This window comes from Empedobacter sp. R750, assembly GCF_030324345.1.
Classification (GTDB): Bacteria; Bacteroidota; Bacteroidia; order Flavobacteriales; family Weeksellaceae; genus Empedobacter; species Empedobacter falsenii_C.
Genome location: NZ_JACAGF010000006.1, coordinates 75,425 through 100,353 on the forward strand (window position 1 = coordinate 75,425; position 24,929 = coordinate 100,353).

Consider the following 24,929-nt stretch of genomic DNA (forward strand, 5'->3'; position numbering starts at 1 on the left):
ATGAATAATAAAGATAACTACGCTGTTATCCTTGCCAGTGGTACAGGAGTGAGATTATGGCCTTTGAGTACGATTAAGAAACCAAAACAATTTCATGATTTATTAGGAATAGGAAAAACTTTTATTCAATTAACATATAATCGATTAAAAAAAATCGTTCCACAAGAAAATATTTTCATTGTAACTATTCAAGATTATAAAGAGATTGTAAAAGAACAATTACCAGATTTTGAGGATAAAAATTTTATCATAGAACCAAGAGTCATGAATACCGCAGCTTGTAATTTATTGGCAGCAATGACAATCCAACAAATTAATCCAAATGCAAAATTGATAATTTCTCCTTCAGATCATTTTATTTTTGATGAAGATGAATTTGTAGAAAAAGTAAATCTTGCTTTCGAGGATGCTGACAACGATCGATTGATTACTTTGGGAGTAGCTCCAACACGACCAGATGTTAATTACAGTTATATTCAGTTCATCGAAAATACAACACCTATAAAAAAAGTAAAATCTTATATCGATAAACCTGATTTAGAATTTGCTGAATCTTTTATAACGAGTGGCGAATTTATTTGGAATACAGGAATCCTTATTTGGTCTGTAGATAGTATTGTAAAAGCTTTTCAACAACATTTACCTTCGATGAAAGAAACTTTGAAAAAGTATTTTGATCTTGATCGTTCTTTACAGAATACAGAAACTTTAAAACCTATTTACACAACGTTAGATGTAACTTCTATTAACAAAGGAATTTTAGAGCAAGCAGATAATGTTTATGTTATTCCGACAACTTTTGGCTGGAGTGATATTGGAACTTGGTCGGCAATCAACGAAAAGTATAAATATACAGGTGAAGATCAGGATGAAAATCACAATACGTTATTGTGTAAACATTTTTCTGGATACAACGCTAAAAACAATTTCATTTATTCTACACAAGATAAAGCAATTATTATTGACGGATTAGATAGTTATGTGGTTATTAATTCGGAGAAAGGATTATTGATTTGTCCTCGAAGTAATGTTCAAAATATCAAGACGTATGTCAGCGATTTGAAATTACAGAAAAACGGAGAAAAATATTGTTAAAATATAGCTACAAAGTCATTCAAGTTTGGATGACTTTTTTATTTGAAATCAATCGCTTTTGGATAAGCAACTTTCTGAATAATATAAATTGATAGCATAAAAAATATACTCATGATTAATGTTGCAACAGGTAAATATTTTATCGAGTCAGAAGGTAAAATCATTGGTAAAATAACCATTGCAAAAGCAGGAGGTAAGCGTAAATCTGTTAATTTCAAAATAAACATTACGATAATCAAATCGGTCAAGCCAATGATTAACCATTTATCAAGATAATGCATTGTTAAATAACCAGTCATTGTAGCCATAAACATTACAAGAATACGTTTTAGACGTACGGTTAATTTTAATGTTGGATTATTTAAAGATTCAAAAGAAATTACGATAATAGGAGGAATAGCAGAGAAGTGTGCAAATCCACTAAAATAACAAGCTGCAAACCAAACTATACATAATCCAATTAACCATCTATTATGGCTTGTGTAAATCATTGGAACTGCATTTTCAGTTGGTTTTAATTTGAATAGTTTTATTGATAGAAAAAGTAAAAAGACAAATAGAAATATGGCATATAGAAATACAAAAGATTCTGCATTTGTAACAATTGGTAATAATCCCGTAGCTAATGCTGGCGCAAGTTGACTTTTAAAAATTTTCAAGACAATTAACATTGCAACCAATACCAATGCTAATTTGAATGATAATATAATCGGTAAAAAATTAATCCCAAATCCTAAAATAGCTGTAATTGACGGAAGTAAAAAAATATGAAATGGTCGTTGTAGCCATTTATTCTCTCGAAACGTTAAAATTCCTACAGATAATGCAGCGACTTCTGGTAAAATAATTTCTTTATCACCATAAATCATTGCCTTTCCAATCATGATTAAAATAAATAGAAAAGCGACGGAGTATGAGACGAAAGATTCTTTGCTACCTAAGATAGATTTCATGAAATAAATGTATAAAAAAAACCTTTGCAAATATACAAAGGTTTTTGTCGGGGTGGCAGGATTCGAACCTGCGACCTCCTGCTCCCAAAGCAGGCGCGATGACCGGGCTACGCTACACCCCGATTCGGTCATTCAAAAAAAATGCGGAGAGACAGGGACTCGAACCCTGGCATCGGTTTCCCGATGACAGATTAGCAATCTGCTCCATTACCGCTCTGGCACCTCTCCTGGTTTTTAATAAAACGTGTGATCCAGTCAGGATTCGAACCTGAGACCTACTGCTTAGAAGGCAGTTGCTCTATCCAGCTGAGCTACTGGACCGATCCAAAAATTCATTGAATTTTGTCGGGGTGGCAGGATTCGAACCTGCGACCTCCTGCTCCCAAAGCAGGCGCGATGACCGGGCTACGCTACACCCCGATTCGGTCATTCTTTACGATAAATCTTTCTATTTTCGGATGAAAATTTTGTCGGGGTGGCAGGATTCGAACCTGCGACCTCCTGCTCCCAAAGCAGGCGCGATGACCGGGCTACGCTACACCCCGATAGATTTCATTATCGTGGGTGCAAATGTAAGGTGATTTTTGAAAATTAACCAAATATTTTTAAGAATATTTTTCGGAAACTTTCATATATGTTTCTAAATCCTTATCCCCTCTTCCTGAAAGATTCAGAACCACAATGTCTTGCGGTTTAAAATTAATTTTTTCTAAAGCAGCTAAAGCGTGAGAAGATTCTAATGCAGGAATGATTCCTTCCTCTTTTGTCAACATAAAAGCAGCTTCCAAGGCTTCATCATCTGTTGCATTTAAGAATTCAGCACGTCCAGTTTTGAACAAATGCGCATGTAAAGGACCAACGCCAGGATAATCTAATCCAGCCGAAATTGAATAAGGTTCAACAATTTGTCCATCTTTATCTTGCATCAATAATGTTCGGCTTCCATGAATAATTCCTTCCGTTCCTTTGATTGTTGTAGCGGCAGTTTCTCCAGATTCTACGCCCAAACCAGCCGCTTCAACCGCGATTAATTTGACTGAATCATCATTTAAAAAATGATAAAAAGCTCCCGCAGCATTACTTCCACCACCAACACAAGCAATCACATAATCAGGGTTCTCTTTTCCATATTTCTCTTTCATTTGTGCTTTAATTTCTTCCGAAATAATCGCTTGAAATTTGGTTACCATTGCTGGATAAGGATGAGGCCCAACGACAGAACCAATGATGTAAAAAGTTTCAGGATTATTAATCCAATAACGAATCGCTTCATTTGTTGCATCTTTCAATGTTTTACTTCCCGAAGTTGCAGGAATCACCTCTGCTCCTAACATTTTCATTCGCGCAACATTTGGAGCTTGACGAGAAATATCAATTTCTCCCATAAAAACGATACATTCTAATCCCATCAACGCACAAACAGTAGCAGTAGCAACACCATGTTGTCCAGCACCAGTTTCGGCAATAATTTTGGTTTTACCCATTCGTTTCGCTAAAAGTGCCTGACCAATTGCATTGTTGATTTTATGCGCTCCTGTGTGATTCAAATCTTCTCGTTTTAAAAGAATATTGGCGTTATATTTTTTGGAAAGATTTGGTGCAAAATACAATGGACTTGGTCGACCAACGTAATCTTTTAACAACAAATTAAATTCATCTTTGAACTCTTTTGTATCTGCATATAGGGCTAAAGCTTCAGATAATTCTTCACAATTATGATGTAATAATTCTGGAATAAATGCTCCTCCAAATTCACCATAAAAACCTCTTTCGTCAACTTCGTATTTCATTTTGTTTATTTTTAATTTTGTTCAATTCGTCCATCAATTGTATCGATAAACTGTTTTACTTCGTCAGTTTTTTTTATTCCTGGTGCTGACTCAAAACCACTATTGATATCAAATCCAATACATCTCGGATGTTGAAAATTTTTCAAGATAAATGCATCTTCCAATGTTATTCCTCCACTTAATAAAAAGGGTGTTGATAACTGATAGTTTGTTAACAATTGCCAATCAAATTTTTTTCCTGTTCCGCCATAATCACTTGATTTTGTATCGAAAACAAAACTATCAACAACTTGTTGATAAGTGGTTAATTGTTGAAAATCTTCAATCGATTTTATACCAACAGCTTTCCAAATTTTAAAGTCTAAAAAGCTTTCATCAGTTAGTAATCGTTGATGTTTTCGATTGATTAATTCTTCACAAAATCTTGATGTTTCATCACCATGCAATTGCACAACATCTAATTTATATTGTTCAACTTTTTCAAGAATATTTTCAATAGATTCATTCACGAAAACACCAACTTTTTCTGCATTTGGAAAAACTTCAAAAACAGATTCATCTTCTACAAATCGTTTTGATTTTGGATAGAAAATAAAGCCAACATAATCAGGTTCGACTGCTGCAATTTCTTTGAAATTTTCGATGTTATTGTTTCCACAAACTTTTACTTGAAAACGTTTCATTTTGATTCTTTTACAAATTGTTCAAATGCTAAACTAGGATTTTCAGCTTTCATAAAATTTTCACCAATCAAAAATGCCTGAAATCCAGCTTGTCTTAATTCTTTTACTGTTTTTGGATCAGAAATTCCACTTTCCGCAACTTTGATTAAATCGGTTGGTAATTGTTTCAAAATTTGTTTCGATTTTTCAATATCAACCTCAAAATTTTTCAAATTACGATTGTTAATTCCAATCAAATCAATGAATTCATTTACTTTTTCTAATTGATCTTCTGAATGCAATTCTAACAAAACTTCCAAGCCAATTTCTTTAGCTGTTTTCGCTAAATGATACACTTCATCTTTCGTCAAACATTCTGCAATCAACAACATCAAATCTGCACCAATCGCTTTCGTTTCGTACACTTGAAATTCATCAACAATAAAATCTTTGCGCAAAACTGGAATATTTAAAACTTCTTTTGCTTGTTGCAAATCATCAAAACTTCCTCCAAAAAATTGTTCATCCGTCAAAACAGAAACCACAGAAGCACCAAATTTTTCATAACCCGAAACAACTTCTTTTACGTTTGCATCTTTGTTTATAAAACCTTTTGAAGGAGATTTACGTTTAAATTCTGCAATAATTCCAGATTTTGATTCATCTAAAATTGGAGCTTTTGCAGATTTTACAGGAAGCAAGAAATTTTCCGAATTTCTAAAACTTTCGATTGATTGAGTTTTCTGTTTTTCTAAAATTTCAACACGTTTTTGCGTGACAATTTCGTCTAATATCGTTTTCATGGTTTCATTAATTTTTGGAATACATTCAAGGCATTTTTACTGTCTAAACTTTCGTTCGCAATCGCTACACATTCGATTAAATCTTTGGTTGGATAAATTGTTTTAAGCGCTAAAGCAGCGTTTGCTAACACAACTTCTTTTTGTGCTTTGGTTGAATTTCCTTCTAAAACGCTTAAAAATATTTTAGAATTTTCTTCGATTGATTTTCCGCCTTTTATCTCATCAGGTTGAAGAATACTTAAACCAAAATCTTTACTTTCTAAAACAAATTCACCCGAATTATTGTACACTTTTGTAGGAGATGTCAACGAAATTTCGTCATAACCAGCCAAGGCAGTTGAAATCGAATATTGCACACCCGAATTTTGCATCACATAATGATATAATCGAGCAGTTTTGACATCATATGTTCCCAAATTTTGAAATTCTGGTTGAACTGGATTTACCAAAGGTCCCATCAAATTGAAAAATGTTTTTACCGCCAAACCTTTTCTAATCGGAGCAACTTTCGCTAAAGCTGGATGAAAAAGTGGTGCATGTAAAAATGTAATTCCAACTTCTTCAAATTCACGTTTTAGTTTATCTTGATTAACAGAAAATTCATAACCAAAATTATCCAACATATTCGAAGAACCGCTCACAGACGATGCTCCATAATTTCCTTGTTTGATAATTTTCTCGCCAGCTCCAGCCAAAACAAAACAACTTAATGTCGAAATATTAAAGGTATCTTTCCCATCACCTCCCGTTCCTACAACATCAATCGCTTGTTTTGGCAAATCAACTTTGATACATAAATCTAACAAAGCTCGGCGATAACCTTTTAATTCCTCCAATGTAATGTTGCGCATATTAAAAATGGTAACAAAAGAAGCTAATTCGACTGCTGAATATTTTTCTTCCGAAATTTCCACCATAATTTGATATGCTTCATCTTCGCTCAAAGTATAATTTTCGAATAATAAATTTAATAATTTTTTCATCGTTTTAAGCTTCTAACCAATTCTTAATCATCTCATCTCCAAGTGGCGTCAAAATAGATTCTGGATGAAACTGAACACCGCGAACATCATAGGTTTTGTGACGCAAAGCCATGATTTCTCCTTTTGGACCAATTGCTGTAATTTCTAATTCTTCAGGAAAATCTTCGTTCGAAACTACCCAAGAATGGTAACGTCCAACTTCTAATTTTTTCGGTAAATTATTGAATAACACTTCATCTTTTATCACTTCAATAGTTGATTCAACTCCGTGAAAAACTTCTCGTGTATTTAATAATTTCCCTCCAAAAACTTCTCCAATTGCTTGTTGACCTAAACAAACTCCAAAAATAGATTTTGTTGCAGCATATTTTTCGATGATTGGTTTCAATAAATTGGCTTCATCAGGAACTCCTGGACCAGGAGAAAGTAATATTTTATCATAATTATTTACTTCTTCCAAAGCGATTCCATCATTACGAACAACGGTAATATCATCGGCGAATTTCTTTAGCGAATGCACTAAATTATAGGTGAACGAATCGTAATTATCGATAACTAAAATTTTCATAGTTTATAGATTTTGAGCGATTTCTATTGAGCGACGAAGCGCTCCTAATTTATGATTGACTTCTTGTAATTCATTTTCTTCGACCGACTTGGAAACAACTCCAGCACCAGCCTGAAAATATAAGGTATTTTGTTTGCTGACGAACGTACGAATCGCAATCGCCATATTGATATCTCCGTTGAATCCTAAATAGCCAATCCCGCCACCATAAACGCCACGATTTTGATTTTCGTAACCGTCTAACAATTCCATTGCTTTGAATTTTGGCGCGCCAGAAAGTGTTCCGGCAGGAAAAGAATCTGCAAAAACTTTCATTGTATTCACGCTTGGATCTAATTGCGCAGTCACTTTCGAAACCATGTGAATCACATGCGAGAAATACTGAATTTCTTTGTATTGTGCGACTTTTACATCAGCAGAATTTCGACTCAAATCGTTACGTGCCAAATCGACTAACATCACATGTTCCTCGTTTTCTTTTGGATCGGCGATTAATTTTTCGGTTAATTCTTTGTCCAAAGTTGGACTTCCTGTTCTACGAACAGTTCCTGCAATTGGATGAATTTCTGCATGATTATTATTGATGATAATTTGCGCTTCTGGCGAAGAACCGAAGATTTTATAATTTCCATAATCGAAATAAAACAAATAAGGCGAAGGATTTACAGAGCGTAAAATGCGGTAAACATTGAATTCGTCCCCCGAAAACTTTTGTTTGAATTGGCGAGAAGGAACAATTTGGAAAACATCTCCACGGAAACAAGATTGTTTACATTTTGTCACCATTTCTTTAAATTCATCATCTGTTAAATTCGATTGAATTTCAGATTCGACATTAAATGGATATTCAATAATTGATTTGTTATTGATAACACTTTTAATTTCAGAAAACTTAGAAGTTGTTTCATCATTTTGATATTCGATAAACTGAATTTCGTTATGAAAATGATTGAAGACCACAATATTTTGATAGAATGAATATGAAAATTCTGGGATCGTTGCTTCATTTCCTTTAGATGAAAATTTTACTGTTTCGAAATGAGGAATCGCATCCCAAGCAATGTATCCGAATAAACCATTTACAGGTAAATCTTCTCCATTTTGAATAGCAAATTGAGAGGTGAATTCTTTGAATTTTTCTGTCAATTCTTGAGCATTCAACGTATATTCTTTTGTTTCTCCATTCGCATACGTTTCATTTACCATTCCGTTTGTAACCTTAAAAGTTGCGATCGGATTAAGGCAAATAAAAGAGCTAGCATCTGTCTTCGAATGATAGTCAGAACTCTCTAATAATAAGGCATTCGGATAAATATCTCGAAGTTTCAAATAAAGCTGAACAGGAGTCGTTAAATCCGCTAAAACAGTTTCTTTCTGTATGTTAAAAGTTAAATTCATTTGTTAAATATTTAGGTTTAGAGCACAAAAAAAGGCTTGTCGGTTACGACAAGCCTTTTCTACATATAACTGCATAGAGGTCTTACGAACCAACGTTTTGTTGTCCGATATTCCACCACCAGTTATTTGTAAATAATGTTTTCATTGTGACAAATTTAGAAAGGATTTTGAATTGTACAAATTATTTTTTGATAAATTTTTTAGTTGACTCAACAATTAATATTTTTGAGTAAATAATAAAAACACAAACAAAATGGAATATAATTATAACAATCTGATTGTTGAAGTAGAAAATAAAATTGCGTTAGTTACTTTAAATCGTCCGCAAGCGTTAAATGCATTGAACAAAGATTTATTAGATGATATCTCAAACTTTTTTACTGATGCGGATTCTGATCCCGCTATTCGAGTAATTATTTTGACTGGTTCTGGTGAAAAATCTTTTGTTGCTGGTGCTGATATCAAAGAATTTGCAAATTTTGATGGTCGTCAAGGAGAGCAATTAGCTGCAAAAGGTCAAGAAAATGTTTTTGATAAAATTGAAAATTCTAAAAAACCTGTAATCGCTGCAGTTAATGGTTTCGCTTTAGGTGGAGGTTTAGAATTGGCGATGGCGTCCCATTTTCGTATTGCATCAACCAATGCAAAATTAGGATTACCAGAGGTTACATTAGGTTTGATCCCTGGTTATGGAGGAACGCAACGTTTGCCAAAATTAATTGGAAAAGGTCGTGCAATGCAGGCAATTATGACAGCAGATATGTTTACAGCTGAACGTGCATATGAGATTGGTTTAGTGAACGAAGTCGTGGAACAAGCTGAATTAATCAACCGTGCGAAAGAAATTGCGACTAAAATCTCTAGAAATTCTTCTGTAGCGATTCGTCATGCAATTAGAGCGATTAATGCGTCGGATAAAGACAATGGTTTTGAGGTTGAAATTGAAAGTTTCGGAAATTTATTTGATGAAGAAGATTTCAAAGAAGGAACAACTGCTTTTGTAGAGAAAAGAAAACCTAATTTTAAGTAAATTTTAATTTAAAATAGTTCATATAAAAGCTTCAAGATTACTTGAAGCTTTTTAATTTTACATCATGAAAAAAATAGTTGTTGGATTCATTTTGATGATGAGTTCTGTTGTGTTTTCACAAGAAATTTATCAAGTTATAGCACAAGAAGGATTGACTGTTAGAACAAGTCCGAATGGAAAACGAATTGGTAAAATTCCGTACGGTTATCCCGTTAAAATTTCAGAAAAAGGTGAAGCGTTTGCAATCAAAGATAATGGGAAAGCAAAAAGTGGAAATTGGGTGAAATTGGATGTTAGCTCGTCTAAATTAATTCTGGATGAAGGTGTTAGTGACTCTTCTGTTCAAGGCGATTTGTATGCATTTAGTGGTTATTTAATCACGCAACAAAATTTTGTCAATCAATTCGAAACAGAAATTTCTACACACCCAGCTTTTAGCGAATTTTATTTAGCTACAGCTTATAAATGTTTCGCAATTAAAGGCGATTTTTTTGGAGATGGCGTGGTGGATTATTTGTATCGAATGATTGATACAAAAGGAAATGTACGTTTATTTATAGTAAACAATCTAAAAAAAGGAAGTCAAATTTATGGTTTGGGAGGAGCAAAAGATCCGTTCAAAATTACAAATTATGATTTCGGAACGTTGATGATGATTCCAAAAGGAACGCCACTTTATTCGAATTATAAAGATGGAGTTAAACGAAATTTAAATGGAGTTTCTAAAAATGAAATCGTAACTTTAGATTATGATGCGATTTATGTGCATCAAGATAATGCGAAAGAAGGCGGATTTATTTACCGAAAAGATGGTAAATGGAATTGGTTGAATCAAAAATAAAATAATTATGCAAAATATAGAAGGTAAAGTAGCTTATATAACGGGCGGAACAAAAGGAATTGGATTAGGAATTGCAAAATCATTGGTAGAAAATGGTTTAAAAGTAGCAATTTCTGGACGAAATATTGATGATGTTGAAAAAGCGCGTCACTATTTAGGAAATCAAAATGTGTTGGCAATTCAGTCGGATGTGAGACATTTCGAAGATGAACAAAATGCAATTGAGCAGATTATTTCTGCGTTTGGACGTTTGGATATTGTCATTGCAAATGCTGGTTTAGGGAAGTTTGCTCCAGTTGATGAACTTTCTTTAGAAGATTGGAATGCGATGATTGATACAAATTTGACGGGAGTTTTTCATACGATAAAAGCTTCAGTTGAAGCATTAAAAGTTTCGAAAGGATATTATATTTCGATTGCTTCTTTGGCTGGAACAAATTTCTTTGCGAATGGAGCTGGTTACAATGCTTCGAAATTTGGCGTTGTTGGTTTTACGCAGGCTGCGATGTTAGATTTGAGAAATTATGATATCAAATGTACAACGATTATGCCTGGTTCTGTGACTTCAAATTTTAATGATCATGTGCCAAATTCTGAGGATGGATGGAAAATTCAGCCCGAAGATTTAGGACAAATGGTCGTTGATTTATTGAAAATGAATCCAAATGTTTTGCCAAGTAAAATAGAAGTTCGTCCTACGAAAACAAAATAATTTAAAGATCTCGATAAGAGATCTTTTTTTATGAAGAAAATATTTCGTAATTACCAATAGTTTACATAGTTTCGTGGAAAAATAAGAAATACAATAAAGGTATTTTTTTAATGAATCCTTTTTAATGAGTTTTAAAAAATCAGTCAATCATTTTCGTCGTACAATTATGCGTCGATTAACAGGAGGAATAGGTGATGGTAATTTACCAAAAGTAGACAAAGAAAAACCTCTTGAACTTAATAGAGTGCTGATAAACAGACCCAATCAGCGTCTGGGGAATATTCTATTGATTACACCTTTGATTCAGGAAATTATCCGATATAATCCAGATGTTAAAATTGACTTATTTGTAAAAGGAAAGGTCGCTCCGATTATTTTTGAGAACTATCCTCAAGTTGATCAAATTATAGAATTACCTAAAAAACCTTTCAAAGAATTGATTCAATACGCTAAAGTTTGGCTAAAAATCAAGAAAAAGGATTACGATTTAGTGATTAATGTTGATAAAAATTCATCTTCAGGACGACTTTCAACTTCTTTTGCGAATTCTAAATATAAAATTTTCGGAAATGAATTTGAAATGAATTTGAATCAAGAAATTCATATTCATCAAGCACAATATCCAGTTCATCAATTCAGAAAATATTTAGAATTATTTAAAAATCAAGAAGAAACTCTAAATATTCCAACTCTAAATATTCAGTTAACAGAGCAAGAGTCTACGAAAGGAATAGAAATGTTAAATGATTTGATTCAAGATCCTTCAAAGAAAACGTTGGCATTTTTTACGTATGCAACTGGTGCAAAATGTTATGATGAAGAATGGTGGACAGAATTTTACAATTTATTTTATCCAAAATATTCGCAAGAATATAATTTAATTGAAATTTTACCTGTCGAAAATATTTCGATGTTAAATCATAGATTGCCTACTTATTACAGTAAAGATGTGAGAGAAATTGCAGCCGTGATGAAAAGTTGCGAATTTGTGATTGCAGCCGATTCTGGTATGATGCATTTGAGTTGTGCCGCGCCTACAAAAACAATTGGTTTGTTTAAGTGTGAAAACTTTTTGGCACGTTATAAACCTTATGGAAACGGGAATGCTGTAGTCTTGATTAATAATGAAGATAAGGGTATTCTTGTTCAAGAAATGGATAAATTATTGGTTTAAAAAAGCTGTTTTTTATCATTGAATAAAGTTTGTATCGATTTGATATGAACTAAATTAGCTATTTCAAAAATATTTTAATTTCGTTTGATTATTTCATAGCTTTGTCCTCAGAAATAATACAAAAATGTCAACAGAGTTTACAATTATCATCCCAATTTATAATGAGGAAGATAACTTGATAAGATTGGAAGAAACAATGAATCAATATCTGTCAAAGTCAATAAAACAGACTGAAATTTTATTGATTAATGATGGATCTAAAGACAAAAGTTTGGCTCTTATTAAAGAGATTTGTAATAGAAATCAAGCTTTTCATTATATCTCTTTTGACAAAAACTATGGTTTATCTGCTGCTATAAAAGCTGGTTTTGATACAGTGCAATCAAAATGGGTTGGTTATATCGATGCTGATTTACAGACTGATCCAGAAGATTTCAATAAATTATTAGCGTTAGCAGATCAATATGATTTGGTGACTGGAGTTCGTGCAGATCGCAAAGATTCTTTCGTGAAAAACATGTCATCTAAAATTGCCAACTCTATTCGTAGAGCATTTACTAATGACGGAATGGATGATACGGGTTGTCCATTAAAAGTTATAGATGCTGAAAAAGCGAAGAAAATTCCGATGTTCAAAGGATTGCACCGTTTTTTACCAGCTATGATTTTATTACAAAATGGAACGGTTACTCAAGTTCCTGTCAAACATTTTCCTCGTATCGCGGGCAAATCAAAATTCAATTTATGGAACCGTTTATTAGGGCCGTTAATGGATTGTTTTGCATTTGTTTGGATGAAGAAAAAATACATCAATTATAAAATTCAAGAAAGAGCGTAATGCCAAATTGGGTTATCATCAGTATTGGTTTTCTTGCACAAGCACTTTTTTCGAGTCGTCTTATTTTACAATGGATTGTTTCTGAAAAGAATAAGAAAGTTCTTACACCAAAATTATTTTGGGAAGTTAGCTTGTTTGCCTCTGTTTTGCTATTTTTATATGGTTATTTACGTCATGATTTTTCGATTATGTTGGGACAAACATTGACGTATTATATCTATATCAGAAATATTCAACTACAAAATCATTGGAAAGAATTTCCGAAAATAGTACGCATTTTCTTGTATATTTTTCCTGCATTAATTGTTTTATATGGTTTCAATAACGGAATTTTTGATGTAGATTTATTATTCAAAAACGAAAAAATTCCGATGTGGCTTTTATCTTTAGGAGTCGTATCTCAGGTACTTTTCACATTTCGTTTCGTCTATCAATGGATTTATTCCGAACGAAAACACGAATCGCAATTACCAATGGGATTTTGGGCAATTAGTTTAACAGGATCATTGTTGATTTTAACTTACGCGATTATTCGAAAAGATCCCGTTTTATTTGTTGGTCATTTTATGGGATTTATCGTTTATGCTCGAAATATATTAATCAAACGAAAAGAAAAAAATGGTTCAGTGGATTAAGCAAAATTCAGTTTTATTTTTAATCATCGTAACAATTTTGATGTTGTTTGTCAATCTTGGTGTTTTACAAACGAACATTATGGAAGCTCGAAACATTATTTCGGCGCGAGAAATGGTACATGATGGAAATTGGATTTTTACCACGCTTAACGGTTTGCCTCGTTATGAAAAGCCTCCTTTACCAACTTGGATTACGGCTGCTTTTGGAAGTGTTTTTGGTTTCGAAAACTTTTTTTGGTTACGCATTCCAGTTGTTCTAATTACCATTTTATTGGTCGTTTGGTTCTATAAAACATTAACGCATTTCGATTTAACAAAACAACAAGTTGTTAATTCATCATTGGTTTTAATCACTTCATTTTACGTGTTTTTCTCTGGAAGAGACAACAATTGGGACATGTACACGCATAGTTTTGTGATGGGAGCGATATTGTTTTTGGTGAAAGAATTTCAATCATCAAAATTTAATTTTTTCAACTTTATTGCTGCATTTTTCTTGTTAGGATGTTCGATAATGAGCAAAGGTCCAGTTTCGTTGTATGCGTTATTTTTACCGTTTTTAATTGCTTATTTTATTGTTTATAGATACAAATTAGGAAAAAATTTAGGAATCACAATTTTAACGATAATATTAGGTTGCGTCGTAGGATTTGCATGGATGATGTATGTTAAATATTTTGATGCAGCACATTTTTTAGCCGCTTCTCAAAAGGAAGTAAATAATTGGCACAGTTACAATACTCGCCCAATTTATTACTATTGGAGTTTCTTTACACAATCGGGTTTATGGACAATTCCAGCTTTGGTAAGTTTGATTTATCCTTATCTCAAAAGTAAAGTTGCAAACAGAAAAGCTTATCAATTTGCTTGGTTATGGACAATTTTATCGGTGGTTTTATTGTCTGTAATTCCAGAAAAAAAATCAAGATATTTATTGCCAGTTTTAATTCCATTAGCGATGAATATTGGCTTTTATATCGAATATTTACGATTAGAATTTAAAAATTTATCAAATAAAACCGAACGATATTTTACCAATTTTACGTTTGGTTTATACGGAATAATAGGAGTTGCGATTTCAGTTGGTGTTTTTATTTATACAAAAGATCGTTTGTCAGAATTTTTAGTTTGGTCGATTCCTTTTGCTGTTGTTGGATTAATTTTAGGAATTTCAATTTTTAAAGGATTAAAGATAAAATCATTTGAACAGATATTTTACTCAACTATTTTATTGATGTGCTCGGTTGTAGCATTTGGATTTCCACTTTCTAAATTAACTTTTTCCGAAGAGTTGTATTCTTCTGCTAAAAATCTAAAGAAATTAGAACAGCAAAATCAAATTAAAACATACGAATGGCAAAGTTTTGTTCCAGAAATAGTGTTGGATTATGGGACTTCAATTCCCGCAATTAACGATGGAAAGAAAACTATTTTCCCGAAAGAAGAGAAGTTTGGAATGTTAGCAAGTCTGTCAGATTCTACTTTTTTTGCGGATCATTTCAATAATTATTCAATCAAAAAAATTGGTGTGGTCGATTTGAATCATTCTTCGAAAGGTCAAAAAAATTATAACGATCGTATTCAAAGAAACTATTATTTGATTCAAAAAAAGTGATTAAATTTCGAGTAAAATTTTTAGCTTAAATTTTCGTTATTCTAATAAAATCTTTTGCAGTTTCGGATTCTATTTTTTCTATGTTTTTGGTTAGTGAACAGTTTTGTTTTTGCTCAACATTTTGGGTGGAAAAATCCTAATTTTAAACAAGATTCTGTTCAACTTTCTGATACGATAAAGCTAAAAAATAAAGGAATTTTATCCGAAAAATTTCAAATTTTAGATTCGACAGGAAATCCCATTTCAAAAGAATTTTATACGATAAATTTCGAACGAAACGAAGTTTATTTTAATTCATCAATCGCCAAACAAATGGTGAAAATTCAGTATTTCGTTAATCCAAAATTAGCAGAATCTGTTTTTTATGCTAAAAATCCGAGCATTATTGTCAACGATGCGAAACCAGTTGATATTTTTCATCAAATAGAACCGAATTCAAAACAAGCGAACAAAGATGTTTTTGATGGTTTGAATAGCAAAGGTTCAATGGTTCGTGGAATTCGTTTTGGAAATAATCAAAGTGCGTCTGTGCAATCTTCTTTGGATTTGGAATTGTCTGGAAAATTATCGGACGATATTACGGTAAATGCAGCAATTGCGGATAATAATGTGCCAATAGAATCGGATGGATACACGCAAAATTTGCAAGAATTTGACAAAGTTTACATTGAATTAGCGAGTAAAAACTCAAAAATTCGAGCTGGTCATATTGATATTAATACAAATCAAGAAAGAGATTTTTTCAATCCATTTAATCAAAAAGTAACAGGTTTACAATTATCAACTCAGTTGAAAGGCGAAAAGTCGTCGACCAATATTTTTGCTTCGGGAAGTATTACACGAGGCGAATTTATGCGCGTTAATTTTGTTGGACAAGACGGAAATCAAGGTCCTTACAGGCTTTCTGGAAAAAATAACGAATTGTATGTGATTATTATTTCGGGAAGTGAAAAAGTATATATTGATGGCGTTTTGTTGGAGCGAGGAGAGCAAAATGATTATGTGATTAATTACAATACGGGCGAAATTTCTTTTACTTCAAATCGATTGATTACCGCAAATACGCGCATTAATGTGGAGTATTTGTACAATTCTCGAAATTATTCACAAGTTTTACTTTATGGAGGCGCTGAATACGAATCGGAACGATTAAAATTGTCAGGTTTTTTCTTTTCTCAAGGAGATTCGAAAAATAATTCGCTTGGAAATGATTTGACAGATGCTGAAAAGCAAATTTTGGCAAATGCAGGAAATGATCCTGATAAAATGTACACAGTTTCTGCTGAGAAAACGACCTATGATTCGAATAAAATCTTGTATCGAAAAGTAAATCAAAATGGCTTAGATATTTTCGAATATTCGACGGATCCAAATGATGGATTGTATCAAGTGGCTTTCACGTATGTTGGTGCGAATCAGGGAAGTTATCGACAAATAAATGCGAATCAAAACGGAAAAGTTTTTCAATATAACGAAGCAATTGCTGGAGTTTTACAAGGTGATTATGAACCAATAAAGCAATTAATTTCGCCTAAAAAATTGCAGATTTATACGTTGAATGGTCAATATCAATTGAAAAATAATGGAAATATTGGTTTTAATTTAGGTTTGAGTAATTATGATCAAAATTTATTTTCTTCAATTGATGATCAAAACAATTCTGGTTTAGCAACTCGTGTTTATGGTGAAAAAACATTTTCTTTCAAAAATTGGAAAATTACACCTTATGCAGAATGGAATTTTATCAACAAAAATTATAAAAGTGCCGAGCGTTTACGAGCTGTTGAATTTGCTCGAGATTTTAATTTGGAACAAGAATTAAGTGGTGTTAATCAGAATTTTATTACGGCGAAAATTAATTCATCTTGGAAAGAAAAATTTACTGCACAATATAAATTCGATTATCTTGAAAATACTGGTTTGTACAAAGGTTTGAGAAATCAACTTGATGCGAATTACAAAACTGAAAAAGATGAAATTGTTGCGCAAGCAAATATTTTGTCAACAAAAGCAACGTTTCAAAATACCAATTTCGCGCGTTATATGGTGGATGGAAAACGAAAAATTGGAAATAAATTTTGGGTTGGAGCAAGAGTTTGGGGCGAAAATAATGACATGGATGATTTGACAAAAAATCAAAAATCAGATTTGAGTTTTAAATGGAATGAATTTCAATTGAAAGGAGGTTTTGCAGATTCGATAGGTCATAAAATTGATTTGACGGTTTATCAACGTCAAGACGATTCGGTTCGTTTAGGAACTTGGCAAAATATTCAACAAAGTAAAGGTGCTATTTTTAATTCAACTTTAATCCAAAAACAAAATCATCAATTAAGTTTAAATTTCCATTATCGACGAGTTAATTATCAATTTTTAGATGCGCCGAACGAAGATTTTATGACAGGAAGCGTAAAGTGGTACAAAGCTTTTTTTAATCAAGGTTTACAGTTAAATGTAGATTATGAAGTGGGAAGTGGAGTAGAACCGCAGCGTGAATTTCAGTACGTAAAAGTTTCGGATGGAATGGGAATTTACAAATGGACGGATTATAACGGTGATGGAATTGAGCAAATTGATGAGTTTGAAGTGGCAGAATTTATCGATCAAGCAAATTATATTCGCGTTTATACGAACACAATTGAGTATTTGAAAACGAATAAAAATCAATTCAATTTTACGTTGCGTTTTCGTCCAAAACAAGTTTTCAATACCGAAAATGAATTTTGGAATCGTTGGATGTTTCAGCAAAATATCTCGGCAAGTAATTCGTTGCGCAAGGAAGGAACGACCTTAGAATGGAATCCTTTTACAAATTCTACTCAAATTTTAGGCAAAACAAGAAGTATTCGTTCGTCGATTTTCTTTAATCAAGGAACACAATATAAATGGTCGTCGAATTTTATTTACAATCAACAACAATCCCAAACCTATGTTTATACAGGTTCTGAATACCGTGATTCGGACAGTTATTTGTTACAAACACGTTATAAGATTTTGCAAGATTTAATCGCAAGTTTCGATACCGAATATATGGTGATTAACAGCGATTCTGAATTATTTTTGAGTAGAAGATATAAGTTAAATAATCTTCGTTTATCACCAAAAATGACTTATCAAACAGAAAAAAATCTTGTTGCGTCATTGTTTTATAATTATCAAAATAAGAAGAATGTTTCGGGTGAAGAGCAATTAAATCAGTCAGATTTAGGAACAGAAATTCAATGGAATAGTTCGGATAAAATGAGTTTGTTGGGAAGTTTTAGTTTTATCAATAATAAATTTATCGGAAATCAAGAATCTGTTGTTGGAAATCAAATGATGGAAGGTTTACGCGCTGGAAATAATTTTGTTTGGCAGTTACAAATTCAACGACAAATCACAAGTTTTTTGCAATTGAATATTTCATATGATGGACGAAAAACTGAAGAAAATAAACCAATACATACTGGAAGTGTGCAAGTACAAGCGAGGTTTTAGTCTCCGCCACCGCATCCTCCACAACCGCTACCACAAGAACTACCGCAGCTACTACCACACGAGCTATCAGAATTTCCACTTCCACAAGAACCATGAGTTCCTGAGTTGTTTTGAGGCATAGAGTAAAAAGCATTCATAGAGATAACTAATGTTGGAACTAAGACAACGCTACCTAAAAATAAAAATTGCCAATCCAAACTACTTTTAGTTTCTTCTGAAACATAGCTATGGTAATGACGAGGTAAAATATTTTGAAAGAATAAATTGATTAAGAAAATTAAATAAAAAATAATTGCAATTGCTAAAATAATCGTGAATATTGTGATATATAGAATAGGTTTGTCTCTTACAAATCCTGTCACAATACGTGTGAAAGAAAGTAGAAGAACAACGTTTAAAATAGAAAAATTTAGTAAAAATAATTTAGCAAAAAAATTAGATTTTAAAATGTACTTTTTAAACGCCAACATTGCGTTTGAGATATTATTAAAAAGAGGAGTAGAAGATAACAGTTGAAAGACTTCTAAATAAGTGAGTCCTTTTTTTGTTGCTTTTATTTGTTTAATAACGACAGCTTCTTCATTAGAGTGAGCTTTTGCATGTGTAGAAACATACAATTTGTCATTCAAAAAATAAAGAGATTCTTCATGAATCATTTTATTTATTAACATTAGAATTGAATCTTTCAAACCATCATTTTTTAGAAATACTAATTCGCTTGGTAAAAGATTGAAAATAAAAGAAGAATTGTCAAAGTGTTGAGTTAAACTGTTTAATTTTCTATGATTGTAAAACGAAAGAAACCCAAACGCGACTAAACTTATAAGGATTATTCCAATAAAAAATTCTTCAGAATTAACAGTTGAATAGAATGGTTTTAAGATAAAATAAAAAGGAATTGTTAGCGCGATAAAAATATTGAGCCCAATAATAAGAGCTGTTCGCAATTTGAAATTACTTTTCTTAAGATTTAAACTATCGAACATTGACGAATATTCCCAAATACTTTTGTCTTGCTCGCCAAAATGTTGAAGATATAATTCTTTAGTTCGTTTTTTTGCATTTACAAAAGTTTCAAAATCTTCCTTATTGTGCGTTGATGGCACGTGTTGAATTTTTTTTCCTAATAGTTTACAAAATTTATTATACGATTTTGTAAAAATTAAATGTTGATGCCAAACCGTATCTACAATTTCTGATGGAGAAACCATTTCATCATTGATTGCAGCTAAAAACATGAACTTTTTGTACTCTAAAATTGCTTTTTGAGTAAACTCATATGTCCAATAATTTTCTTTAGCTAACCGAACTGTAAAACCGTAATTATCATTTTTAGAATCGAATTCAAATGCTAATGTATCATTCCAAATTTTATCAAAATTCATAAGTGTCGTTTAGAAAATTAACTGTTAACAAAATAAATTAATTCAATTTGTTATCAGTTAATAGTTGATTAAAGTTAATCATTTTTTACATTCTATTTACTTCATCTTGATTTCCAGTTTCGCGATTTATTACGGATAATTTATTACTTCCGAATTTATAATTCAATCCAATTCTTATGCTTTGCGAATCCCATACATTGGCAAAAGTTTGTACGATTCCATTGTTATTTTGTGATAAATATTCTTGCGCTTTGAAAATATCTGTAGCATTCAAACTCAATTCTAATTTTTTATCTAACATCAAATATTTGAAAGAAAGATTGAAACGTGCATAAGGTTTTAGTTTATAATTTTGGAAAGTTTCTCCAAAATTTTGAAAATAAATCAAATTAATAAACATTGTTTTTTGATGATTAAGCGTAAAATCATTTGTCGAAAATAATGAACTCGACCAACCTTTGAATCGCTTAGAAGAAATTGCGACATTTGAGCTCGAATAAGAAACTTCAAAAGTAGTAACGCTTGACCACCATTTTGTAGGATTAATTGTCATATTTTGGCTCAAACCAAAGCTATCCGAATCTACAAAATTCATCCAAACAAAAGTATTATGTTTTGTACTCTCATCAATGATTGAAGCTTGATTGACACCATCTCTTAAACTTGAATAATAAAGTCGCGTATCAAACTTTTTGTAAGTAAAAGTAAGTTCTAAATTGTGTGTAAAAGCTGGTTTCAAGAAAGGATTTCCTTCGTTGTAAACATATTCGTTTTGGATCATTCGAAAAGGATTTAAACTTTCGTAATTTGGACGATTGATACGACGCGAATAATTAATTCCTAAACTTTTGCTTTTATCAAAAGTATGCAATAAATAAAATGACGGAAACAGTTTGATATAATCTGTTTTGTTCGTTTGATTATTTTCTCTCGAAAAACCTTCTGTTTGCGTTACTTCTAACCTCAAACCAGCTTGCATTTGCCATTTTTCTCCAAACTTTTTACTTCCGTTCAAATAAATTGCTTCGTTATTTTCTTTGTATTTGAAAAGATTCGACAAATTTTCATCAAATGTATAGTTGTAATTTTCGTCTGCTTTATATGCTTCAACCAAATTATTTGATTTTGATTGCGAAAATTTAGCACCAAAACTCCAATTGAAATTTGTTAATGGAAGTTCTACATCAATTTTTGAAGAAAAATTCTCAATTCGATTGTTTAAATTACTTTTTCCACCAAAAAAAGAATCTTCTATTAACTGATTATTTTTGTAAGAATTGGTTGCATAAGTTCTATTCATTGGAGATGAATAATTGGCGTAATCGGCATCAAACGAAATCTTTTTACCTAATGAATCAAGTGCAAATTCTGAATAAAGATTGACCAAAGATTGATTTGTTTTACCATTTTCGAATGAATTTCCTTTATTTGTTTGATAAATTTCGTTCGCTAAATTCTTGAAAAACATTTCTTGTGGATTTTCTGAATTATATTTCGAATTGTTGAACGAAAATTTAGAACCAATTGTCCATTTATCGGTTAATTTATAATCAACAGAGAATCGTCCTCCAAGATATTTATTAATATAATCTGTGTAAGAAATGTTGTGTCTGCGCGCATCGGAGAAAAATAATTCGTTGTTCCATGTTCTTAGAAATCTTCTATCTCCAGCATTCAACGAAGTCTGAATTGTCCATTTATCTTTTTGTAAATTGTAAGCTGCATTGTAGCGTTCTGTGTTTCTTTTACTTCGCGTATATGACGCTCCAATAGTGGAATTCCAGCTATTATTTTTTATTTTTTTGGTTACAATATTTACAATTCCACTATTTCCTTCTGCTTCATATTTTGCAGGCGGAGTCGTAATGACTTCAATTTTTGAAATATCAGAAGCGCTCATACTTTCCAAATAATTAATCAAATCCGTTTGCGACATATAAGTTGGTTTGTCATCAATCAAAACCATTACAGAATTTTTTCCAGAAACCGCAATATTGTCATTTGTTACATTCAAACCAGGAGTGACGCGCAAAACATCCATTGCAGTTCCGCCAGCAGCTGAAGTAGAATTTTCTACATTGAAAACAAAACGATCGATTTTTCGCTCCATGATTTTCTTTTCCGCTCCAACGACAACTTCTCTCAAGTTTGTAGATGTTTTAATTTCAATCTTTCCTAAATCGATAGAATTATTCAATTGAATATCTTTCTGAAAAACAATTTCTTCAAAATAGTTGATTTCAAATTTGTACGTATTTTTCTTTGCTTCAATAGCGAACTTTCCAAGTTCATCTGTTGTTAAATTGATGATTGTATCTTGATTAGATAAGGTTATATCAACATAAGGAAGCGCTTTGTTTTGCTCCATAACTTCGCCTGTTAAAGTATAATTTTGAGCAAATAGAAAACTTGAGCTAAATAAAATGATAAGTTGAATAAATGTTTTCATGTTGAATTAATTTTAAACAAATATTCTCCAAATCGATTCTTTTTGAACTTTAAAATCGACAAACCCTATTATATTATCGACGAATTTGATTAAAACCAAAAACCTCGAGAGATTCTCGAGGTTTTTGGTTAATTTATTTTTCCTTCATAATAAACAGGATTTCCTTTTTCGTCGAAACCAATTATGGTTAATTGATAATCTTTTGGTTTATCGTTGTTGAAATATTCGATAATCGTTTCTTTATTTGGTTCTGAGATTAAATTTGGATTCCAGTAAATAGTTTTTCTATTATCATTAGGAATATCTTTATATAAAGTTTCGTAATCGTCATTACTTAAAAAAGATGTAGTTTTATCATAACCTTTTACAGACAAAACATTAAGGGATTTTGAGGAAGAACTATCTCCCATATTACCTCTTCTAGTATAGATAGCAATTGCATTTCCAAGTAAACCAGCGCCTTTGAAAATTTTTACCATTGCAATATCATTTATATTAATACCACTAAGAGTTTCGTTAGAAAGTCGCATTTCATCTAAATAAACGGTTGCATTTCCGTTTCGAATCATTGGTGTTATAACACCTTGTTTTAGAGTAGTAGTTAATCCGGGTACTCTTCCAGCTAAAAAATCAAAAATATTATTGGAAGCATTAGCATTTTGATTATCATTCACAAAATCAATAACCGTTTCATTAATACTTTTGAACATTGAGCTACTTAATTCATTGTTCATTTTTTCCGTTTTCGAAACAATTTGAGCTTTTACAATAGCTTCTTTTAGACGAATACTTTTGTCATTTATAATTTTATTTATTTTGATTTGTTCTGTTTGTGTTTTCTCTTCAGTAAGATTTTCATTTGATTTTATTTCTGTTAAAATATAATCAGTTGTAGGAAAATTAGAGTTAAATTTTATATGATTATATAAAGGTAGAACTGATAAAATAATCTTATCTTCTTGTTTTTTAGTTTTTTGAGATTGATTATTTAAATAATAATAAACATTAAAGTTATCATACGAAATAAAATTCTTCAATTCGAAATTTCCGTTAGAATCTGTTGAGGTAGGAATTAAAAATTTTTCTGAACCAGGATATTCTATGAAAAGGTTTAAGTCTGAATTTTTTAAATCTTGACCATTTAAATAAGCTTTTCCTTTATATGATAAATATGAACTCGAATTAGTGTTTGGTATTTTTTTAGAATTATTCATAAGGTCTTGCCAATTGTATCTTTTCCATTCTTCTGAAATTAATAAAACATCTAATGCTTCTTGATTATTCTTTTCCTGAAAATATTGATTTGGATTGTAGATAGGATTTATAATATCTTCGGTTAGCCAAAGAGAGGAAATAAAATTATTACTATGACTAGTTTTATCATTGATAACAGCTGCTAAAATTTGAGGAGTTTCAGATTTTAATGTAATAGTATTTATTGTTCTTGCTTCGTTATTAGTATCAAAATTGAGGTTAGGTTTTAATAATGTTTTATTATGGTTAATAAAGGCTAATCGTTGAGCTACCATATTATCATTAGCATCAAAAACGTAAAGTTGTAAAATTCCGCTATTTTTACTAAAGCTTGTATGTGGAATTTTTTGAGAAATAGTTTGAATATTCTTGGTGAATTTTACTGAATATACAATAGTATTATTAATTGTACCTATAACTTTATACCCTAATAATTGTTGGGTAATTCCTATACTTTTTAGTTGATAACCAATTTCATTTCCTTCATTAATTACTTTAAATGAAATTCCATCTTTTTTAGCAATTGGCAAATCAATAATTTGTTGATTTCCTTTTTCATCATTTACTTGTAATTGGTAAGTTTTATTTGGTTCTGCACGTAAATAAAACGCAGCAATATTTTCATCAAGATTATTGAATTTAATTATTTTGGTTGAAGGATTATTTTTTTCGAAAACAAAACCATTCCATTTTTCTGGTAAATCTCCAATAGATTTAAGTCTTACAGCAAATTTAGTTGTCTGATTTTCTATAAATGTTCCACCTTCAGAATAAACGAAAGCATTCCATTTTAGATCATTATTTTTAACTAATTTTAATTTAGACTTGGGATTGTAAATTAAAAGCGGTTTTATGTATTGAAAATCTTCAGAAAAATAAGTCATATAAGTTGTATAGGCTCTTATGTAATAGACATTTTCTTCTAAATCATCCTTAAGAGTAAAGCTTCCATCACTTTGACCACTAATTATTGGCAGTAGTTTTTTATCAATTAAAGTTTTATTCTTGTCATATAATTCGACAAAAAGATTAGTCGAAATATTACTTTTTTTGTATCCATCAAATACAAATGCCTTAAACCAAATATTTTCTCCAGCGATATAATCCTCTTTATTGAATAAGATATAAACCTTTTCTTGCGCATAATTTTCTTCAAGATTTTTAATAGCTAAATCAAGTTTGGTTTGTGCTTTTGTAAATAATGAAAATATCGAAATGATAATGAGAAAATAGAATTTCATTTATATTAATTATTTGGTTTTGTTAA

19 protein-coding genes and 5 tRNA genes are annotated in these 24,929 nt (G+C 31.3%); 9 read left to right on the forward strand and 15 right to left on the reverse strand.

Annotation, left to right across the window (positions count from 1 at the left end; genetic code table 11):
- Nucleotides 1–1,095: a mannose-1-phosphate guanylyltransferase gene (locus HXZ74_RS07930; protein WP_286474746.1), complete on the forward strand. Its 1,095-nt coding sequence runs from the start codon at nucleotides 1–3 to the stop codon at nucleotides 1,093–1,095.
- Between the two features lie 38 nt (nucleotides 1,096–1,133).
- Here HXZ74_RS07930 and HXZ74_RS07935 read toward each other — a convergent pair whose 3' ends face one another.
- The 12 genes from HXZ74_RS07935 to HXZ74_RS07990 all read right to left on the reverse strand — a co-directional run bounded on the left by HXZ74_RS07935 (nucleotide 1,134) and on the right by HXZ74_RS07990 (nucleotide 8,252).
- Nucleotides 1,134–2,048: a hypothetical protein gene (locus HXZ74_RS07935; protein WP_152606066.1), complete on the reverse strand. Its 915-nt coding sequence runs from the start codon at nucleotides 2,046–2,048 to the stop codon at nucleotides 1,134–1,136.
- Between the two features lie 47 nt (nucleotides 2,049–2,095).
- Nucleotides 2,096–2,170, reverse strand: a tRNA-Pro gene (locus tag HXZ74_RS07940).
- 22 nt (nucleotides 2,171–2,192) lie between these two features.
- Nucleotides 2,193–2,276 (reverse strand) — tRNA-Ser (locus HXZ74_RS07945).
- A 19-nt stretch (nucleotides 2,277–2,295) separates the two neighbouring features.
- Nucleotides 2,296–2,369 (reverse strand) — tRNA-Arg (locus HXZ74_RS07950).
- Nucleotides 2,370–2,393: 24 nt separating this feature from the next.
- Nucleotides 2,394–2,468: transfer RNA gene (locus HXZ74_RS07955), tRNA-Pro, on the reverse strand.
- A gap of 50 nt (nucleotides 2,469–2,518) precedes the next feature.
- Nucleotides 2,519–2,593 (reverse strand) — tRNA-Pro (locus tag HXZ74_RS07960).
- A 60-nt stretch (nucleotides 2,594–2,653) separates the two neighbouring features.
- Nucleotides 2,654–3,838, reverse strand: coding sequence for a tryptophan synthase subunit beta (trpB, locus tag HXZ74_RS07965; protein WP_114998786.1), 1,185 nt, complete (start codon nucleotides 3,836–3,838; stop codon nucleotides 2,654–2,656).
- A gap of 11 nt (nucleotides 3,839–3,849) precedes the next feature.
- The gene (locus tag HXZ74_RS07970; protein WP_038330814.1) at nucleotides 3,850–4,521 is read right to left on the reverse strand and encodes a phosphoribosylanthranilate isomerase; all 672 of its coding nucleotides are present in this window, start codon (nucleotides 4,519–4,521) and stop codon (nucleotides 3,850–3,852) included.
- Nucleotides 4,518–5,303: an indole-3-glycerol phosphate synthase TrpC gene (gene trpC, locus HXZ74_RS07975; RefSeq protein ID WP_038330813.1), complete on the reverse strand. Its 786-nt coding sequence runs from the start codon at nucleotides 5,301–5,303 to the stop codon at nucleotides 4,518–4,520. The genes HXZ74_RS07970 and trpC overlap by 4 nt, the downstream gene beginning before the upstream one ends.
- Nucleotides 5,300–6,286, reverse strand: coding sequence for an anthranilate phosphoribosyltransferase (gene trpD / locus HXZ74_RS07980; protein WP_038330811.1), 987 nt, complete (start codon nucleotides 6,284–6,286; stop codon nucleotides 5,300–5,302). Before trpD ends, trpC begins: the two co-directional genes overlap by 4 nt.
- Before the next feature lie 4 nt (nucleotides 6,287–6,290).
- On the reverse strand, nucleotides 6,291–6,854 hold the full coding sequence (locus HXZ74_RS07985) for an anthranilate synthase component II (RefSeq protein ID WP_038330810.1): 564 nt from the start codon (nucleotides 6,852–6,854) through the stop codon (nucleotides 6,291–6,293).
- Between the two features lie 3 nt (nucleotides 6,855–6,857).
- Nucleotides 6,858–8,252: an anthranilate synthase component I family protein gene (locus tag HXZ74_RS07990; RefSeq protein ID WP_286474748.1), complete on the reverse strand. Its 1,395-nt coding sequence runs from the start codon at nucleotides 8,250–8,252 to the stop codon at nucleotides 6,858–6,860.
- Nucleotides 8,253–8,505: 253 nt separating this feature from the next.
- Between HXZ74_RS07990 and HXZ74_RS07995 the strand changes: the two genes are divergently transcribed.
- The 8 genes from HXZ74_RS07995 to HXZ74_RS08030 all read left to right on the forward strand — a co-directional run bounded on the left by HXZ74_RS07995 (nucleotide 8,506) and on the right by HXZ74_RS08030 (nucleotide 18,574).
- Complete coding sequence (locus HXZ74_RS07995) at nucleotides 8,506–9,282, forward strand: enoyl-CoA hydratase/isomerase family protein (RefSeq protein WP_286474750.1); 777 nt, start codon at nucleotides 8,506–8,508, stop codon at nucleotides 9,280–9,282.
- A 64-nt stretch (nucleotides 9,283–9,346) separates the two neighbouring features.
- Nucleotides 9,347–10,123: a hypothetical protein gene (locus tag HXZ74_RS08000; protein ID WP_286474752.1), complete on the forward strand. Its 777-nt coding sequence runs from the start codon at nucleotides 9,347–9,349 to the stop codon at nucleotides 10,121–10,123.
- Between the two features lie 7 nt (nucleotides 10,124–10,130).
- Complete coding sequence (locus HXZ74_RS08005; RefSeq protein WP_038330800.1) at nucleotides 10,131–10,835, forward strand: SDR family oxidoreductase; 705 nt, start codon at nucleotides 10,131–10,133, stop codon at nucleotides 10,833–10,835.
- A gap of 124 nt (nucleotides 10,836–10,959) precedes the next feature.
- Nucleotides 10,960–12,009, forward strand: a complete 1,050-nt coding sequence (locus HXZ74_RS08010; RefSeq protein WP_286474754.1) for a glycosyltransferase family 9 protein — start codon at nucleotides 10,960–10,962, stop codon at nucleotides 12,007–12,009.
- A gap of 124 nt (nucleotides 12,010–12,133) precedes the next feature.
- The gene (locus HXZ74_RS08015; RefSeq protein WP_286474759.1) at nucleotides 12,134–12,847 is read left to right on the forward strand and encodes a glycosyltransferase family 2 protein; all 714 of its coding nucleotides are present in this window, start codon (nucleotides 12,134–12,136) and stop codon (nucleotides 12,845–12,847) included.
- A complete protein-coding gene (locus HXZ74_RS08020; RefSeq protein WP_180905754.1) occupies nucleotides 12,847–13,482 on the forward strand; it encodes a lipid-A-disaccharide synthase N-terminal domain-containing protein in 636 nt (211 codons plus the stop codon). Before HXZ74_RS08015 ends, HXZ74_RS08020 begins: the two co-directional genes overlap by 1 nt.
- Entirely contained in the window at nucleotides 13,466–15,097 is a 1,632-nt protein-coding gene (locus tag HXZ74_RS08025; RefSeq protein ID WP_286474761.1) for an ArnT family glycosyltransferase, read from the forward strand. Before HXZ74_RS08020 ends, HXZ74_RS08025 begins: the two co-directional genes overlap by 17 nt.
- Nucleotides 15,098–15,190: 93 nt before the next feature.
- The gene (locus tag HXZ74_RS08030) at nucleotides 15,191–18,574 is read left to right on the forward strand and encodes a DUF8818 domain-containing protein (protein ID WP_286474764.1); all 3,384 of its coding nucleotides are present in this window, start codon (nucleotides 15,191–15,193) and stop codon (nucleotides 18,572–18,574) included.
- Here the strand turns inward: HXZ74_RS08030 and HXZ74_RS08035 are convergent.
- The 3 genes from HXZ74_RS08035 to HXZ74_RS08045 form a co-directional block, all read right to left on the reverse strand.
- Nucleotides 18,571–19,959, reverse strand: coding sequence for a glycine-rich domain-containing protein (locus tag HXZ74_RS08035; RefSeq protein ID WP_286474767.1), 1,389 nt, complete (start codon nucleotides 19,957–19,959; stop codon nucleotides 18,571–18,573). The genes HXZ74_RS08030 and HXZ74_RS08035 overlap by 4 nt on opposite strands.
- Nucleotides 19,960–20,044: 85 nt before the next feature.
- The gene (locus HXZ74_RS08040; RefSeq protein ID WP_286474769.1) at nucleotides 20,045–22,408 is read right to left on the reverse strand and encodes a TonB-dependent receptor domain-containing protein; all 2,364 of its coding nucleotides are present in this window, start codon (nucleotides 22,406–22,408) and stop codon (nucleotides 20,045–20,047) included.
- A 128-nt stretch (nucleotides 22,409–22,536) separates the two neighbouring features.
- A complete protein-coding gene (locus tag HXZ74_RS08045) occupies nucleotides 22,537–24,903 on the reverse strand; it encodes a hypothetical protein (RefSeq protein WP_286474771.1) in 2,367 nt (788 codons plus the stop codon).
- Nucleotides 24,904–24,929: the final 26 nt, after the last annotated feature.

Bases quoted from the DNA above. Each gene is read 5' to 3' on its own strand.
- HXZ74_RS08020 (WP_180905754.1), top strand. From the start codon at position 12,847: ATGCCAAATTGGGTTATCATCAGTATTGGTTTTCTTGCACAAGCACTT.
- HXZ74_RS07990 (WP_286474748.1), bottom strand. From the start codon at position 8,252: ATGAATTTAACTTTTAACATACAGAAAGAAACTGTTTTAGCGGATTTA.
- trpD (WP_038330811.1), bottom strand. From the start codon at position 6,286: ATGAAAAAATTATTAAATTTATTATTCGAAAATTATACTTTGAGCGAA.
- HXZ74_RS08005 (WP_038330800.1), top strand. From the start codon at position 10,131: ATGCAAAATATAGAAGGTAAAGTAGCTTATATAACGGGCGGAACAAAA.
- HXZ74_RS07995 (WP_286474750.1), top strand. From the start codon at position 8,506: ATGGAATATAATTATAACAATCTGATTGTTGAAGTAGAAAATAAAATT.
- HXZ74_RS08025 (WP_286474761.1), top strand. From the start codon at position 13,466: ATGGTTCAGTGGATTAAGCAAAATTCAGTTTTATTTTTAATCATCGTA.
- HXZ74_RS08040 (WP_286474769.1), bottom strand. From the start codon at position 22,408: ATGAAAACATTTATTCAACTTATCATTTTATTTAGCTCAAGTTTTCTA.
- HXZ74_RS07985 (WP_038330810.1), bottom strand. From the start codon at position 6,854: ATGAAAATTTTAGTTATCGATAATTACGATTCGTTCACCTATAATTTA.
- HXZ74_RS08015 (WP_286474759.1), top strand. From the start codon at position 12,134: ATGTCAACAGAGTTTACAATTATCATCCCAATTTATAATGAGGAAGAT.
- trpC (WP_038330813.1), bottom strand. From the start codon at position 5,303: ATGAAAACGATATTAGACGAAATTGTCACGCAAAAACGTGTTGAAATT.
- trpB (WP_114998786.1), bottom strand. From the start codon at position 3,838: ATGAAATACGAAGTTGACGAAAGAGGTTTTTATGGTGAATTTGGAGGA.
- HXZ74_RS07930 (WP_286474746.1), top strand. From the start codon at position 1: ATGAATAATAAAGATAACTACGCTGTTATCCTTGCCAGTGGTACAGGA.
- HXZ74_RS07970 (WP_038330814.1), bottom strand. From the start codon at position 4,521: ATGAAACGTTTTCAAGTAAAAGTTTGTGGAAACAATAACATCGAAAAT.
- HXZ74_RS08035 (WP_286474767.1), bottom strand. From the start codon at position 19,959: ATGAATTTTGATAAAATTTGGAATGATACATTAGCATTTGAATTCGAT.
- HXZ74_RS08010 (WP_286474754.1), top strand. From the start codon at position 10,960: ATGAGTTTTAAAAAATCAGTCAATCATTTTCGTCGTACAATTATGCGT.
- HXZ74_RS08045 (WP_286474771.1), bottom strand. From the start codon at position 24,903: ATGAAATTCTATTTTCTCATTATCATTTCGATATTTTCATTATTTACA.
- HXZ74_RS08000 (WP_286474752.1), top strand. From the start codon at position 9,347: ATGAAAAAAATAGTTGTTGGATTCATTTTGATGATGAGTTCTGTTGTG.
- HXZ74_RS07935 (WP_152606066.1), bottom strand. From the start codon at position 2,048: ATGAAATCTATCTTAGGTAGCAAAGAATCTTTCGTCTCATACTCCGTC.